We start from the raw sequence: 17,511 nt of genomic DNA, 5'->3' as shown, positions 1-17,511 counted from the left end.
TAATGCTTATGAAGTATTTGTTTTCATATATTATGGTAGTAGAATTAAAAAAGTGAATAAAACTATTTTAATTAAACGTATGAAAACAAGAAGAAAACTTCATAGAATTACGCTCCTCACAACGGTACCATTATTTGCTTTTGCCAACCAACCAGAAAAAGAAACCTTCTCCCGTTTAAACCAAATTGATGCGCTTCAGCAGCAGCGCCAACAACAAAATCAGCAGGTGCAAGAGAAAATCCTGCAACCTCAGGCAGATGTTCATTTAGATACGAAAAATTACGAAAGATTGACCCTCTCTAATAAAGAAACTCCTTGTTACCCCATTCATCATATCACATTAATTGATTATCCATCGGAAGACTTCTCTTCCAAGAGCCAATTCCAATGGGCATTAAATCAAGCTTCTCAGGATTTAAAACTCACTCTCCCACATTGTTTTGGCGGAGAAGGGCTAGGGATTTTGATGAAACAAATTCAAAATCGAATTATTGAAAAAGGATACGTTACCACACGTGTTGTAACACAAGAGCAGGACCTGAAAAGCGGTGCCTTAGTATTGACGGTTATTCCCGGTAAAGTAGGGGATACTCTCGTTGAGGACAATGGCAGAGTTCCACGTTTTAGCCGTTTACATGCTTTAACAGGCTTTACCTTCTCAAAGGGTGATCTCTTGAATGTGAGAGATATGGAACAGTCCCTTGAAAATCTTAAACGGGTACCAACAGCTGAAGCGAACTTTGAGTTATTGCCAAGTAAGACGGATATCGGTGTTAGCGATATTAAAATCAGTTATCAACAAGCCTTACCTTTTAGAATTAATTTAAGTTTGGATGATTCTGGTTCGAAATCAACCGGGCAATATCAAGTGAGTGGAACGTTGTCAATTGATAATATCTTTTCTGCTAACGATCTTTTTTATACCTCTTTTACGCATAGTTTAAAAACGCACAATGATGAAAAAGGTGGCCGTGCTAGTAAAAATTTAACTTTTTATTATTCTATCCCTTTCGGCTATTGGACCTTATCGGCTTCACAAACCTATAACCGTTATCGTCAAGAAGTTTTAGGCGCTTTTGATAATCACTATGTCTATTCGGGAAAAAGTAATACCACAAAGGCGACGCTATCTTACTTAATTTATCGGGATAGTAAGCGTAAAACCTCTATTTTCGGAGGATTTTGGTCTCGTCAGTCCGGTAACTATGTAGATGGTTCGGAGATTGATGTGCAAAAACGTCGTATGGCGGGGTGGGAAGCAGGACTTTCTCATAAAGAATATATTGGCGATGCGGTTCTTGAGTTATCCGGTAGTTATAAACGGGGAACCGGTGCAAGGGGGGCATTGTCAGCTCCGGAAGAGCTTTGGGGGGAAGGGACTTCTCGTCCGGAAATTATTCTTGCTTCCGTTAATTTTACCCAACCCTTTATGTTGGGCAAACAATACTGGCAATATCAAACCGCTTGGAGTGCACAATGGAATAAAACCCCTTTAATTGCTCAAGACCGTTTCAGTATTGGCGGGCGTTATACAGTGAGAGGTTTTGATGGCGAACTGACGCTTGCCGGTGAACGAGGCTGGTTATGGCGTAATGAGTTTGCTTGGAATATGAATGGTAAAGGACAACAGCTTTATTTGGCTCTTGATGGAGGTCGAGTGATGGGATGGTCAACCAAGAATCAGTTAGGACATCATCTTATTGGAAGTTCAATTGGGTTAAAAGGGGGATGGAAAGGTTTTTACTATGATGTTTTTGTTGGAAAACCAATAAGTAAGCCAACCGGTTTTAAAACATCAAATACCGTAGCCGGTTTTAATGTGGGTTATAGTTTCTAATTAAACGTATTATTAAAAATTAAAGGATAGTTAAAATGAATAAAAATTGTTTCCGTGTCATTTTCAGTAAAACGTTACAATGTTTGGTTGTTACATCGGAATTAGCAAAAACAGAAGGAAAATCAACGGAGCGGGCTTCATCTCGCTTCCCTCAGTTGTTTGCCAAGATTCAACCACTGACTTTTAGTCTTTTTTGTGCGCTGGGATTTGTTTCATTTTCCAGCACGGTATCCGCTAATTTAATTATCCAAGCAGACAAATCAGCCCCTAAAACCCAGCAACCCATCGTACTACAAACGGCAAACGGTTTGCCGCAGGTCAATATTCAGACTCCAAATGAGCAAGGGTTATCCCACAATAAATACAGTAAGTTTGATGTGGATACCAAAGGGGCAATATTAAACAACAGCCGAACCAATGTACAAACGCAACAGGGCGGGTGGGTACAAGGTAACCCTTATCTTGCCCGAGGTGAAGCAAAAGTCATTTTAAATGAAGTGAATTCATCGGATCCCTCTGTGCTTAAGGGCTATGTTGAAGTGGCGGGTAAAAAAGCGGATGTTATCATTGCGAATCCGTCAGGTATTCATTGTGACGGTTGTGGCGTGATTAACTCAGATCGTACGACCCTCACAACGGGTAAACCTCAAATTCAACATGGCAACCTTGAAAACTTTGTGGTCCAAAAAGGTAAGGTTAGCGTATCCGGTAAAGGTTTAGATAACAGCCGTGTGGATTATACGGAGATTATTGCTCAAGAAACCCAAATCAATGCAGGCGTTTGGTCGAAAAAAGAAATGAAGGTGGTGACCGGTAAAAATACGGTTAAGCGTACGGGCAAACCTGAGGATTTACAAATTATTCATACCAATCAAGCCACTACACAAGAAACGAAGCCACAAGTTGCGATTGATGTGGGGCAGTTAGGGGGAATGTATGCCGATAAAATTCATCTGATTGGTACCGAACAAGGTGTTGGCGTACACAATGCAGGGCATATCGGGGTGAATGCCGAAACCCTTAAAATTGACAGCCAAGGGCGAATTGTCAATAGCGGTACGTTAAATGCGAATAAAGCGGTTCAGCTCAGCGGTACAAAGGGTATTGAAAACCGTGGCAAAATTGAAAATCGTCAGGGGGATATCACACTTAATAGCAAATCAGACATTAAGCAAGATGGTGTCATTGTTGCCCGAGCTGGCAATATTCATAAAACCGCCGATCGGGGTATTACCCAACAAGGTGAATCCATTGCGAAAGGGAATATTCACTATAATGCACCAAGTGTCACTGCTTCAACCCGTTCACTTATTGCCGCCGGTGCAGATGTAAAAGATACGGCTGAAGGTGAGAAACGCTCACTGGAAAATCTCTCCGCACAAGGAAAAACAATAGCTATTAATAGTTCGGGCAAAGCAACGTTGCAAGGTCGAAACCTTGCCTCCGGTAAAATCAACGTAAAAGGTGCGAATGTTAATTTAGATAAAAGCCATACTTCCGCTTATTCAATCAACATTAATGGCATTCAAGGGGAGATAGAAGCCAATGATGCGTTTCTAATTGCGCAGCGTGATTTAACGTTAAAAACACCAACTGCACTTCAAACACAAAATAGTTACCTGAAAGCGGATAAGATTTCTACGCAACAGCGCTCACTCAATACGAAAAATGCGACTTGGGAACAAACAGGCACGAGCGCCTTTTCGATTAATACGGTAGAGCAGCTACAAAATCAAGGTGGAACATTTAAAACACAAGGTGATTTTAGCGTTAATGCTCAAGGCATTGATAATCGACAAGGACGTTTTATTGCGAATGGAAAACTCATGGTTGATGCCGGTAAAAATAAAGTGGATTCTACCGGCGGCGCGCTTGTCTCAACCAGAGCATTGTCACTAACCTCCGGCGAACTGGTGAATGACGGCGGTTTGATTCAATCACAACAATCTATTCATTTAAATACGCAGGGACAACGTTTATCCAATCAACAGACTTTAACGGACAGCCAAGATAAAGGGATTGTGACGTTGGGAGAGTTGGACATTCATTCTGCAGATTTGGCTAATCAAAAAGGGCGTTTGATAGCTAATGGAAAACTTACCGTTGATGCCGGTAAAAATAAAGTAGATTCTACCGGTGGAGCGCTTGTCTCAACCAAAGCATTGTCACTAACCTCAGGTGAACTGGTTAATGACAGCGGTTTGATTCAATCACAGCAATCTATTCGCTTAAATACACAGGGGCAGCGTTTATCCAATCAACAAACTTTAACGGATAGTCAAGATAAAGGGATTGTGACCTTAGGTGAGTTGAACATTCACTCCGCAGATTTAATGAACCAGCAAGGGCGTATTGTGAGCGAGGGAAATCAGCAGATTAAGGCGACAGAGATGAATAATACTCACGGTTTGATGAGGACTGCTCAAGCCTTAAATCTTGTTGCGCAATCCGTTCAAAATCATTACGGTGCGATATCGGCAAAATCAACAGCCTCACTCTCTATTGAAAATACCTTTGCCCAAGCAGGGGGACAAGTGGGCGCAAATGCGCTTATTCTTAATGCAGGAAATCTCAATAGTACAGATAAGAGCCTGATTGCCGCAGATCGTGCCAATATTCAAGTTTTAGGTAAGTTTAATCATCAACAAAGCCGTTTAAATACACTCAATGATTTAACGATTCAAAGCCAAGCCTTAAGTAATACATTAGGTTCTATAAATAGTGTTGCAGGAAATATTAAGATTAACACGCAGCAACAGCAATTGGATAATAGTCAAGGTCATATTACCGCAAAAGGGCATATTGAATTAGATTCCGGAGAATTACAAAATCAAGGCGGATCGATTTATTCCCAACAAGACATCCGGATTGATACTCACAATCAGCTGTTAAACAATCAACAGACCCAAGGTGAATATCAAGGCATTTTGAGCCAAGGCAATTTAACCGTTCATGCCGGTAAATTAGATAATACACAGGGAAGTATCTCTGCTAAGTCTTCTCAGCTAAATATAACTGAATTAGCTAATCGTTTCGGTATTTTGCAAAACCGTGATGATTTATTGTTGCATGCTCAACGTATTGATAATACGGAAGGGATTATTTCAGGCGCAAAAAAAGTTGTTTTGGCTGTCAGTGATCTCTTTACACAAAAGATGGGAAAAGTCGGTGCCGGAGAATTAGTGTTGAATGCCGGAACAGTCGATTCTACCGAGAAGAGTCTTATTGTTGCGGATAATGCAATATTAACAGTTAAAGGTAAATTTACAAATGCGAACAGTGAAGTTTCAGCAACACAAAATCTCGCCATAACGAGTCAAGCACTGAATAATCAACGGGGCTTATTATTGGCTGAGAGAGGAAATTTAACCATTAATTCGCAGCAATATCATTTAAATAATCAGCACGGAAAAATTGTAGCGGGGCAAAAAATACGCTTAGATAGCGGTGCGTTGGATAATCAACAGGGGCTCGTTCAAGGTCAAACGGGTATTCTGCTCAATACGTACCAACAATATTTAAATAACACCTTGGGTCATATCGTCAGCCAACAAGATTTAACTATTGTTTCAGGCGAGTTAAATAACCGACAAGGTTATCTCCAATCTGCAAAACAAGGCGATATTCAAATAGGTTCATCTTCCCTACATAATCAACAGGGGGTTATTTCTACAGGCACTAACTTACGTTTAAATGCCGGTACGGTGAATAATCATGATGGAGTGATTGAAGCAAAAAATCATCTTGATGCTAATCTTTCAAACCTTTATCAACAAAATGGTGTTGTGCAATCAGGTCAATCACTGAATATGACGGCGAGTGGTGAGGTGCTTTCTACCAATCATAGTCAAATTATCGGTGAGAATGTCAATATCACAACATCAGGTCAATTAGATAACCAGAAAAGTGACATTATTGCTAAAAGCAATGGTGTTATTCGTAGTGGTCAATTTAATAACCGTGAAGCAAATCTCATTGCAGAACAAGGCAATCTTGAGATTCATACCAAACAGCAAAAACTAACTAGTCGGCTCGGGAAATTAAGTGCCGGTGCAAATCTTACAATTAATAGTGGTGAGCTGGATAATCGCCAAGGATTAATTCAGAGTCGTCAAAATATGGTGATTAATACCCATCAAGGTCATCTCAATAATCAACAGACTCAGGAACAAAACAAAGGCATTATTTCCCTTGGTGGACTTGCTTTAACGACACAAGATTTTTTTAACCAAAACGGTTATTTATTGAGCCAGAAAAATCAAGCCATTGATGCGCTGTCGATTCATAATGATTCCGGAGTATTGTCTTCGCTTGCCTCGCAAAATGTGACAGTGAGTAATGCTATTCGAAATATTCAAGGTCGAATCAGCGGTGTTTCATCAACGGTAAGCGCTCAGTCAATTGACAATCAGAGTGGGTTGCTTCAGGGGACTCATCAACTGACAATTCAAACTCGTGACAACATTAACAATGAAGAGGGGCAAGTAAAAGCCGGAGACAAACTGGCGATACAAACTCGTGGGTTAAACAACCATAAAGGACAGGTACGTGCGATAGAAGGACGTTTAGCCATTTCATCGATTGAAAATATCAATAATACCCTTGGTTATCTTACCGCCAAACAGCAAGCAACCATAACCGCTGACGGATTGAATAACCATAAAGGTGTGGTGTATAACGAGCAAGGGCTGCTTAGCCTGAAATTACAACAAAACCTTGATAATCAACAGGGCGAAGTGATTGGCAAAGAGAATTTGAAGATTGAAAGTGCCTCACTTCTTAATCAGAAAGGTAAGATTTATGCAGAGAAACAAAGCAATATTGGTATCAAAGGACTGATTGATAACCGACAAAACGGCAAAATTTATGGTATGGGGGAAACCATCATTCATACCAACCAAGTGGATAATCGTGGCGGTGAAATTCGTACTCAAGATAAATTAGTCTTAAATGCCACAACAGGGATTAATAATCAAAAAGTGGGCAATACGGGATCATTTATTGAAAGTGGTAATGAGCTCATCCTCAATACGGCAGATCTTAATAATAGCCAAACAAAACAAGCACAGGAAAAGATGAGCCAGGGGATTTTAGCCTCTTCATTGAAACTTTCGGCTCGATTAGTTGATAACCACCAAGGAAAAATTCATAGTCGTGGACAGAGTCACTTATCTGTTCAACAGACCTTAGATAACCGTCGAGGTGATGTGACGGGCGGTTCGGTCTCTCTTGAGGGAAAAAATCTCCGAATTGATAACCAAGGTGGACGGTTACAAGCGGAGAGAGCCTTATCTATTTTAGCCGATGAAGTCACGACCAACGGTCATATTGAAGGACAAGATGTCTCTATCACACAACAAAAAGATTTTGTGACTGCCAACTCCATTAATGCCGACCGAAATTTACGGATTAGCACCGCAGGAAATCTAATTAATCAACACAACCTTTATGCCGATGAAAGTGTCACCTTAAATGCCAACCATATTACCAATCGTGTAGAGGGGCGAATTAGCAGTGCGAATACGCAACTGAGTGCAAAAGGCAATTTAATCAATGAAGGCTTAATTAATGGTGTGAGTCTTGATGATCAGGCTAAAACCATTGTTAAAGCAGGTGGGCAATTAATTAATACGGGCAAAGGACGTATTTATGGCGATCATGTCGCTCTTGAAGCGGATAGAATTGAAAATAGTGATAAAAATTACGGCAATGAAATTAAATCTGCGATCATCGCAGCAAGAGGGGATTTGGATATTACTGCCCGTGAAATTGAAAACAACACAGCACATTATTTATCCGATCACCAAGTAGGTGCAACCTTATTCAGTATAGGGGAAATGCGTTTTGGACGAACATTAAATGCCAATCATCAAGCGGAAGGTAAGGCAGAGGTGTTACGTAATAACAGCAGTGTGATTGAATCTGAACGTAATATTAAACTGAACGTCAATCAAATCCATAATAACAATACCCATTTTACGGTTGAGCACGTTAAAACGGGTCAAGCACCGAATAACATCACGAAGTTAGACGAAAAAGCCGTGAATGAAACCTATATTGTTCCAATGGGGCGTGATGATCGTGACAAATTGAAAACAAACTATACCAATCCGCTAAATGGCGATAAATCTAAAATTAATCTTGATGATCCTCACATTTCAATGAAATTACTTCGTTGGGCGGGATGGAGTCGGGCCGGTAAATTGGTCTATAACAGTGATGGTGCCGCACCGGTATTATTAAAACCCGGTGATGTGATTACGGCAGATACCCCATTGGCCGAGCGTAATGAAATGGCTTGCGATTATATGGACGGCAATCCGGTTTGCAGTTATACGCTTGAAGGGCAATATGGTACGGACAGCCCAATTTGGGCGTATTTTAACGTACCGGCTCCACAAGAACCCCAGCCAGAGTTTCCTTTTGAGGAACTGGCCAAACAACCTTGGTATGAGGAAAGCGAGTGGTTTGAAGGGATTGAGAGCGGTGAATTTAAGTTTAAACGCCCGGTTCGTCCTTCATGGTGGCTTCATTATAAAAATCCCAAGGTATATCAGGAACGACTCATCAAATGGAATTACTATCTTGCCCACATTAAGCCGCTTGAGGATTGGGAATACAAATATCGGTTTAGCCTGGAGGCGGTGGATAACGGGATTGAACGCCACAATCAAGCCCGTTTAGGCTCATTGGCAAATCGGGATTATAAAAATTTCTGGCAATTACATATTACAAATCGCCGCAAAGATGAAAGTAACGTGCTGAAGACTGTGCCGGGGCAAATTCTCGCAGGGGGCGATATTGAGGTGCATAACCAATCTTTTATCAATGATCGCAGTGTTGTTGTTGCCGGACAAAAAATGTCATTGGAAAATCAGATTCAAAACATTGATGAAAAAGGCTTGCACCGTGTTACCGATAGCGGTAGCAAGGTTTACACCTATGAAAGATGGCGTGGTGGGTTTAAACGTTATCACGAACGTAAATGGCACGGGCACGGGGCTTATACCCGTATTATTGAAACACCATTTGATATGAAGATCTTTAAGGTTGTAGAAAATGGCGATTATGCTATCAATAAGAAAACAGATGATAAGTTGAAAAATAGCACCGCGCATCAATTGGATTTAACTCAAGTGAAAGTAAATAGTGACGGGCTTTCTTCGGCAGGTAATCTGACGCTTGGCACATTAGGTGCAGGGGATTCGGCACGCTTTACCCAATTAGGCGGCGATGCCCGTCAAGTGGATAAATTGTCGGCATGGTCAGGCAAAGGACAATCGGTTGAATCCAAGGTACTGAATGGGCATTTAGAGGGATTCCGGTCTTTATCGCCAACGGATTCAACGGTGCGTCCGCTTGAGCGTATTCGGTTAAATGATAATCAAGAAGTCCGCAGTATTCGCCCGAATTTAGTGATACCACAAAATGTGTTATATCGAGTCAATGCGAATCCGAATAATCACGTGCTCATTGAAACGGACCCGGATTTTACCAATCACAAACGTTGGTTAAGTTCGGATTATATGTTTAATGCGATGCGTTATGAGCCAAACCAAGTTCAAAAAAGACTGGGTGACGGCTTTTACGAGCAACGTTTAGTGCGGGAGCAAATCAACCGATTAACGGGCAGAAACTTTGTTGGCGATTACAGTGATTTTGATAGCCAGTACAAAGGATTAATGGATGCGGGAGTGACCTTTGCGCAAAAATTCAATTTGCGCCCGGGTATTGCGCTTTCTCCAAGCCAAGTGGCACGGCTCACCTCGGATATTGTATGGTTGGAGACGGAACAGGTGAGCTTACCGAATGGCAAGGTTGAAAGCGTACTCGTACCGAAAGTCTATGCCGTAGCAAGAAAAGGCGATATCACGGGCAATGGTGCTTTACTTTCGGCAAATCAAGTTACCCATAAAGGCGGGGCGTTTATCAATAGTGGCACCGTTGCCGGTCGGGAGGTCGTGCAGTTTGACAGTGAAACCATTCGCAACAGTGGCAAGATTAGCGGTGGTGCGTTGGTGGGCAATGTGCGTGCTGATATGGATAACCTTGGCGGGGTTCTGGAAGCAGATAAAGCCATCTTGCTCAACGTGGCGGGTAATTTTAATCATACCAGTACCACCCATACCACCTCGGTTAATGTAGATGGCTATCAACGTAGCGACACCCGAATCGGTCGCAAAGGCTTACTTCACGTTAAAGGCGAAAACGGCACGTTGCAAATCCAAGCGAATAACATCAATCTTGGTGGTGCGGATATTATCAATGACGGGAAAGGACAAACCTATCTTTCCGCCAAAAATAACCTAAATTTGACCGCACTTTCGGTGGGTTTTGATGAAAAAATGGGCGGAGGCAACCATTATCGTAACGAACGTAAAGAGGATGTGGAAATCAGCCGGATTAAAGGCGGTGGAGATATCCGTTTAGCCGCAAAAAATATTTATTCGCAAGGCGCTGAACTAGAAAGTGAGGCGAAACTTACCGCTCTTGCAGAAAACGACCTCGTGCTAAATGGTGCGAAGGTGAGTCATGATTTTGAAGAATTCCACAAAACGAAGAGCGGCAGTTTGGCAAAAGTCACTAAAACGCGTTTTGACAAACAACAATCGGAGACACAACGCGGCAGTCAAGTGAGCGGCAAGGAGATAGTCCTTGCGGCAGGTCATGAGGTGAAAGGCAAAGGGTTGCAAGCGATAGCGGAAAATGACTTGCTTATCCAAGCCGGCGGAAATGTGGATATTGCGGCAGACACGAATCATTTCCGCAACATTCATAAAGAAACCAAGAAAACCTCGGGCGTGTTCACCGGTGGCGGTGGCATCACCTTTGGTTCTAAATCAGAAAAACATCATTTAGAAAGCGAAGGTTGGACGCAATCGGATGCACGTAGCACCTTAGGCTCAATGAAAGGGAATATTCAAATCCAAGCAGGCAAACAGGCTAACGTGATGGGAACAGACCTTATCACGCCACGTACTAATCGCATTGATATAGAAGGTGCGGGAGTGAAGGTGGAAGCGGGGAAAGACATCATCAACACAAATGAACGGCATGAGTATCAACAATCGGGTTTAACGCTTGCGGTCAGCACGCCGGTGACGGATATGGCACAAGCGGCTTATCAGAGTGTAAAACGCAGTGAGCAGGCAGCCAATCCGAAGCTGAAAGCGCTTTATGGAATGAAGGCGGCGGAAGAAGTGGCGATGGCGGCACAAAACGTGGGCAAAGTGGCGGAAACCTTGGAAGCGTTACGGTCAGGGGAAATGCAAGGCACAGGCACGACATCTAATCCGAGTGTGAAAATCAGTGTCAGCTATGGCAACCAAAAACAAACGCAAAGCAGTGAAAGCCAAAGCATAAGCCATCAAAAATCGACGTTGAGCACAGGCACATTAAATGTGAAGGCACGAGATGAAAAACTGACCTTTGAAGGGGTGGATGCGAATGCCAAAGAGATGGCACTGTCAGGCAAACAAGGGATAGATGTTAAAGGCGTAAAAGATGAAGTGCACCAACGCACGAAAAACCAATCGGTAGGCGGTAGTGTCGGTGTCTTTGTGGGGATGAACGGCAACAGCTACGGCTTTGGATTGGAAGGGTCGGTGAAGGCGTCGAAAGGCAAATCGAACTCGGATAGCGAGCGTTGGCAAAACAGCCGTCTTCAAGCGGATAAACTCATCACGAATAGTGAAGAAGGGGGCTTAAGCCTTGACGCTGCCAATGTTAAAGCGAAACGTTGGGAAGCAGACCTTCAAAACCTCAATCTCACCAGCCGTCAAGATACGGAAAAATATGAATCGAAACAAGTGAGTGCGGGAGCGAGCGGTTCGATAGCCTATGGTTCGGGCGGAGGGGCGTCGGTGAATGCGGCGTATAATAACGCGAAGGTGGATTATGCACAGGTGAAAGAACAAACAGGCATTCAAGTGGGTGAAGAAGGAATGGATGTCAATGTTCGTCACCATACCCAATTAAATGGAGCCATCATTGACAGTGAGGCACCCCAAGAGAAAAACCGCTTTAAGACAGGTTCACTCGGTCATACAGACATAGAAAACAGAAGTGAAATCAAAACGGAAAGTGCGAGTATCAGTGCGGGCAGTGGCGGAATAAACCCAATGCAGGCACTGAGCAGTGCGTTGAGTCTTTTGGGCAACAGCCATGAAAGTGAACGAAGCCTGACGAAATCGGCCATCAGCGAAAACATCCAGATTGACACCAAAACACCGGAAAAACTGACCGCACTTTCGAGAGACACAAAGCAGGCGAATCAGAGAGTTAATCAACAAGACTTGAGCAAGGTTCAGGAACGGCAAGAAATGGCGCAAGTGATAGGGGAAATTTCCAATAATGCTATCAGTATCGCCACCTATGAAGAGCGGGAGAAAATCAACAAGCTGGCGCTTGAGAAGTTTAAGCTGGAAGAAAAATACGGCAAAAACAACCCTCAAGCCCAACAGCTTGGTGAACAAATCAACCAAATCCAAGAGAATATCGACCGTACTTACGGCATAGGCAGCCCGAATGGCATGGCAATCAGTGCGGTGACGGCAGCGCTTCAAGCCGCTGCACAAAACGACACCAATGGCGCGATAGTGGCACTTGCCTCGCCTTATCTCAACAATAAAATCCACGAAATGACGAAGGGCGACACAACCAAAGACAAGGCAACCAACCTGATAGCTCACGCCTTACTTTCGGCGATAGAGTTCCAAGTCACAGGCAAAGACCCACTGACGGGGGCGGTTGCGGGGGTAACGGGCGAAGTGACGGCAGAGATTATTGCTCAAAAACTTTACGAAAAATCACCGAAGGAACTGACGGCGAGTGAGAAAGAGAACATCAGCACCTTAAGCCAACTGGCGGGGGGATTAGCGGGTGCATTGACAGCGAAAGCCAATGGTACAACGAAACAACAAGGCGGCTTATTCCTCACTGCTACGGCAGGAGCAGAGACGGCGAAAAGGGCGGTGGAGAATAATTATTTATATAATGTTGAAGTAGACAATCTTATCAAGGAACTGGCACAAGCCGAAAAAGAAGGGAAAGACACAAAACCTATTTTTGAAAAATACGCTAAATTAAGTGAAAAAAATCGACAAGAGCTCTTGCAGGAATGCGGAAATAACCCGGTTTGTTATATGCCTCATATTCAGATGATGAAAACTGGTGATGAAGCAGTCTATGAAAACTTTAGCTATCTAAGATTGGGCTCTTATTTTAATGATGTTAGTCGGGCAACCCAAGCTAAAATGAGTGATTTTGTTGAAGCAGAAAATGCCAAAACAAGAGCGCAATTACCGAATAGCATACAGTATGCAACGCTTGCTTTAGGCTTAGGGGAAGCCATGGGATTAGGTGGTATAGCATTGAAAGATAAGTTGCCGAAACTTTCTTTTTCAAGCAAAGATAAAAATTATCCTAAGGGAGGAATGGATAATTATCAGCGTGAAAAAGTGGGGGATAGTGATTATCCGAGTAGAGCAGAAAATAATGCGACAGCGATCCCATTAAAGCAACAACTTTCAAATGAAATGCTGAAAGCTCAAGGAGTTAAGTTTGAGAATATTGATGTTATTGCCAAAGTCGATATTAATGGAAAAATTTATGTGGATACAAATCAGCGAGCAAGAGCAGATAAATTTGCAGATCCAAACAAACCAACACTAATTGCTGAAAATATTTCACAAAAACCTCCATTACCAAATGGAAAACCTTATCCAAACTCAAATATGGAAAATTCTCATGCAGAAGTTGGTGCAATCCAACAAGCTTATGAGAGAGGTGGTACAAAGGGCAAAGATATGGTCATTCAAGTTCAAGGTAAGGATGTTTGTTCGTACTGCCGTCAAGATATAGCATTGGCAGCAGAGAAAGCAGGATTGAAGTCAGTAACCGTTCATGCTGTCAATCAAGATGGTATTCCTGTCATTTACGATTGGAAAGTGGGTATGTCATCAATTAAGTTAAGGAAGGAATAAAATGAAGATGATTTTTTCATGTACCTTATATGAAGGAAAAGGTTTAAATAAAAAATACAATAATTTAATTTCGACACACAATCCAACAAAAGAAGATATTATAAAAAATTTAGAATTTTTAAGGTGTTGTACAGGAGCTGCAAGACTGAGTGTGGATCCTGAGCCTGAGCTTGGTCCCTCTGAATTATCAGTTCAATATGATGGAGAAAAGTATTTATTTACTTTACTTGAATATGTAGGAGCTAATGGAGAAATGATTATTAGAGGAAAGGCTAATTTTAACGGGGGGGGGGATTTGATAGAGTTTTTGTCTGATGGGGAATTATACCCCCCAAATGCAATAACAACGGATTTTGAATTTATTAAGAAAGTTTTTTTGGAGTTTTTAGAAACAGGAAATGTTTCTTATGACTTAATGGATAGGATCTATTAAAAGACTTCATGTAAAAATAGAGTGAAACGGACGCAATCATCAAAAAAGTCACAGGCAAAGACCCGCTGACGGGGGCGGTTGCAGGTGTAACGGGCGCACTCACCGCGAAAGCCAATGGCTCAACGAAACAACAGGGCGGCTCATTCCTCACTGCTACGGCAGGGGCGGACACGGCGAAAAGGGCGGTGGAGAATAATTTCTTTGATGTTGACCCGCATCAAGACCGCTTGGATGATATCAAACTCTTTGCGAAATTATATTTCAACGGCGATGAAGAAAAAGCAGAAGCCTATTATGATGCGATGCAACAAGGCAAATCTAAAGGATTTAAAGAGAATGTGAGAGATAATACTTCTCCTCCAAGTAATTTTGTTAGTACTTCTATATCTCAAGGAGTTGCTATTAATTTTGCAACAAACTTTGGTTCTAGAAATGGATATGTATATGCAATTAAGCCCAATGGAGGTATTGATGTGAATAGGACATTAGGCTCTGCAAGTCCTTATCCAAGTGAGCAAGAAATAGCTATACCATACGGCATAAATCCTAAAAATATTTTAGGTGTTACCCCTGTTGATAAAAATGGTAAGTTAGGTAATCACAGTATTTTAAATCGATGAGTAAAGGTAGTAAGAATGGAAGAATTTTATAAGAAAGATTTATTTATAAAGGCATCTATAGATAATAAATCTATCAAAAATTTAAATGTTACTCTTGAAGAACAATTTGATCATAAATGTAAGCTTATAGTTCATCTTGAACATTTAGTTGTTATAACTAAAGATAATTTCTTTGAATGTTTATCTGAATTTAAATTTTGCTATCCTAACATAATCTTATTCTGTAAAGGATATAAGCTTAATGTATATCCATCTAGAATGTTTATTCAAATGGGAATGGGATTAAAAGCATATGAAATGAAGTTAGGAAAACAAGCAACGTTTGATAATGTGGTTAATTTATTTGATTATGAGGAACATGATTTAACTAGTTCAGTCGAATTACAAAAAGAATATTATTTTAAGTGGCTTAATTCTCTTTGTGGTAATTAGGCAGTGTAGTCTTAAAAATAAATTTCCTAAACTTTCTTTTTCAAGCAAAGATAAAAATTATCCTAAGGGAGGAATGGATAATTATCATAGACAGAATATCGGTGATGAGGATTATCCTAAAGTAATTATAGATAAGAAAAAGTATCCTGAATCAGCTTTACACATGGAAGAAGCTATTGCTAATGGATGCTAATGGACACCCTGATATTCTTACCGTTGATAGGCAAGGTGCTAGAAATAGAAGAAGAGAGGCATTAAAAGATACTCCAATAAAATCAGGTTTAGATTGGGATGAATATCCTCCTGCGATGTTTAAGGAAGGTGGAGAGGGGGCTTCAGTAAAACATATAAAACCTAGTGATAATAGGGGTTCTGGTAAGTGTATTGGTAATCAATGTAAAAGCCTATCTGATGGTGATAAAGTTAAAATTATAATAAAGGGCTAATTATGAGTTATTTAAAAAATTATTTGAAATATCTAGTGATAGCTTGGAGAAAACTAATAAATTTAATGGGCCCACATTACTTGAAAAATTTTATATTGAAAAGAACGGTTTTTTAGCTTTTGAAGGTTCTTTTAGAGTATTACCAATATCTGAATCATTTAGCAGAGGCTTTTATTCTTGGAATGAGTTTTTGGCTAAAGAACTTAATCTGAAGGATATGTTATTTTTTGCTGATAATATATTGGGGGAGGGGTTTTGTATATATAAGGATTTATTTTATAAATATGACTTTGAGTCAGGTGATTTAGAATTAATGGGGAGTAATCTGGAAGATTTTTCTAGTACTTTGCTATCAGACTATAATTATTATACAGCTTATAGTATTGCGAAGGAATGGCAAGAGAAAAATTCTGAAATTTTATTTGATGAAGTGCTATTACCTAAGTTGCCATTTGTTTTAGGTGGGGATTACAGTATCAATAATTTATATTTATGTAATGTAAGAAGGATGATTATTTTAAAGAGTAAGATATTAGATAGTATAAAAAAACATAACGATGGAGATAAAATAAAGTTTATATATAAATGATTGTATTTCAAAAGTAAGCGTAAAGTGTGTGAATAATTGTATGCATTGGTCTCTGATTCTTATATGCTTGGAAAATAAATCAACCAAATCCAAGAGAATATCGACCGCACTTACGGCATAGGCAGCCCGAATGGAATGGCAATTCGGGCGGTGACGGCAGCGCTTCAAGCCGCAGCACAAAACGACACCAATGGCGCGATAGTGGCACTTGCCTCGCCTTATCTCAACAATAAAATCCACGAAATGACGAAGGGCGATACAGCAAAAGATAAGGCAACCAACCTGATAGCTCACGCCTTACTTTCGGCGATAGAGTTCCAAGTCACAGGCAAAGACCCGCTCACGGGTGCGGTTGCAGGGGTAACGGGTGAAGTGACGGCAGAGATTATTGCTCAAAAACTTTATGAAACGGCGGAAGCAATCTTAAATCTTGATGAAACCGTAAAATCCCTTGCTTATGCAGTCACCCATCCGAATGAAGTGATAAAGCAAGTTTATGTTTCAATGGATGAATGGAATCAACAATATGAATATGCGGTAAAACATGACCCGGCACTAGCAGGAGAAATGCAAGGCTATATCTTGGGTAACTTTGGTTCAACACCGGTTGGCGGAATGGTTGTTGGTGCTGCGGGGGCGAAGTTGTTGCAGAAATCGGCGGCGTTAGTGAAGAAAGGGGTTGGAAAAACGGGGCTGTTACCTAATTGGGCAAACTCTAATTCTAAATTGCCTATTGTTGGGAAAACGACAGGGTATGAAAATCAAACGACAAGGATATCAACAGGTGCTGAGAATGTGGCGTTGTATCCTAAATTAAAAGAACAATTAGTTGTAGAAAATCTCCAGAATGTAGTCGCTAAGAATCCCGTATTAGATCACGCAGCCTTTGGTAAAGGAAATCTAACGATTAATGGAACATTTACTCGTCAAGAGGCAGAGAGACTTGCACGCGAATGGGTCGGCGATGGCGCTATTCGCAACAGTGATGGGGGATTAACGAGTGCTGATGGAACAAGGAAATATAGACCTGCTAAGCATAAATCTAATTCTTCTTATGCACAAACAGGTATTCAAGCTAATTTTGAACGGATAAAACTAGTTTATGATCAAAATAAGCATAAATATATAGAAAAATCAGAAAGCAATTTACATCTTAATATTAAGGAGTAA

General features: G+C 41.1%; 8 protein-coding genes. All 8 read left to right on the top strand.

Annotated features, from left to right (window positions below):
• Nucleotides 1–79: 79 nt before the first annotated feature.
• The 8 genes from A3GE_RS0107410 to A3GE_RS12280 all read left to right on the top strand — a co-directional run bounded on the left by A3GE_RS0107410 (nt 80) and on the right by A3GE_RS12280 (nt 17,511).
• Entirely contained in the window at nt 80–1,837 is a 1,758-nt protein-coding gene (locus A3GE_RS0107410; RefSeq protein ID WP_026215436.1) for a ShlB/FhaC/HecB family hemolysin secretion/activation protein, read from the top strand.
• A 35-nt stretch (nt 1,838–1,872) separates the two neighbouring features.
• The gene (locus A3GE_RS0107405; protein WP_018356627.1) at nt 1,873–13,821 is read left to right on the top strand and encodes a two-partner secretion domain-containing protein; all 11,949 of its coding nucleotides are present in this window, start codon (nt 1,873–1,875) and stop codon (nt 13,819–13,821) included.
• 1 nt (nt 13,822) lies between these two features.
• Complete coding sequence (locus A3GE_RS0107400) at nt 13,823–14,254, top strand: DUF6911 family protein (RefSeq protein WP_018356626.1); 432 nt, start codon at nt 13,823–13,825, stop codon at nt 14,252–14,254.
• Nucleotides 14,255–14,439: 185 nt separating this feature from the next.
• Complete coding sequence (locus A3GE_RS0107395) at nt 14,440–14,874, top strand: scabin-related ADP-ribosyltransferase (RefSeq protein WP_018356625.1); 435 nt, start codon at nt 14,440–14,442, stop codon at nt 14,872–14,874.
• A gap of 15 nt (nt 14,875–14,889) precedes the next feature.
• The gene (locus tag A3GE_RS11620; RefSeq protein WP_018356624.1) at nt 14,890–15,306 is read left to right on the top strand and encodes a hypothetical protein; all 417 of its coding nucleotides are present in this window, start codon (nt 14,890–14,892) and stop codon (nt 15,304–15,306) included.
• Nucleotides 15,307–15,488: 182 nt separating this feature from the next.
• Nucleotides 15,489–15,752: a NucA/NucB deoxyribonuclease domain-containing protein gene (locus A3GE_RS11480; RefSeq protein ID WP_018356622.1), complete on the top strand. Its 264-nt coding sequence runs from the start codon at nt 15,489–15,491 to the stop codon at nt 15,750–15,752.
• A 43-nt stretch (nt 15,753–15,795) separates the two neighbouring features.
• Nucleotides 15,796–16,341 (top strand): hypothetical protein, encoded by a 546-nt coding sequence (locus A3GE_RS0107380; RefSeq protein WP_018356621.1) that lies wholly within the window; start codon nt 15,796–15,798, stop codon nt 16,339–16,341.
• A 135-nt stretch (nt 16,342–16,476) separates the two neighbouring features.
• Complete coding sequence (locus A3GE_RS12280) at nt 16,477–17,511, top strand: hypothetical protein (RefSeq protein ID WP_018356620.1); 1,035 nt, start codon at nt 16,477–16,479, stop codon at nt 17,509–17,511.

Origin of the sequence: Rodentibacter pneumotropicus DSM 21403 (assembly GCF_000379905.1) — a bacterium.
GTDB lineage: Bacteria > Pseudomonadota > Gammaproteobacteria > Enterobacterales > Pasteurellaceae > Rodentibacter > Rodentibacter pneumotropicus.
This window is presented reverse-complemented; position numbering and strand designations above follow the sequence as displayed.

Excerpts from the sequence above, each read along its gene's own strand:
- A3GE_RS12280 (WP_018356620.1), top strand. The coding sequence starts at position 16,477 with ATGGCAATTCGGGCGGTGACGGCAGCGCTTCAAGCCGCAGCACAAAAC.
- A3GE_RS0107410 (WP_026215436.1), top strand. The coding sequence starts at position 80 with ATGAAAACAAGAAGAAAACTTCATAGAATTACGCTCCTCACAACGGTA.
- A3GE_RS0107405 (WP_018356627.1), top strand. The coding sequence starts at position 1,873 with ATGAATAAAAATTGTTTCCGTGTCATTTTCAGTAAAACGTTACAATGT.
- A3GE_RS0107400 (WP_018356626.1), top strand. The coding sequence starts at position 13,823 with ATGAAGATGATTTTTTCATGTACCTTATATGAAGGAAAAGGTTTAAAT.
- A3GE_RS11620 (WP_018356624.1), top strand. The coding sequence starts at position 14,890 with ATGGAAGAATTTTATAAGAAAGATTTATTTATAAAGGCATCTATAGAT.
- A3GE_RS11480 (WP_018356622.1), top strand. The coding sequence starts at position 15,489 with ATGGATGCTAATGGACACCCTGATATTCTTACCGTTGATAGGCAAGGT.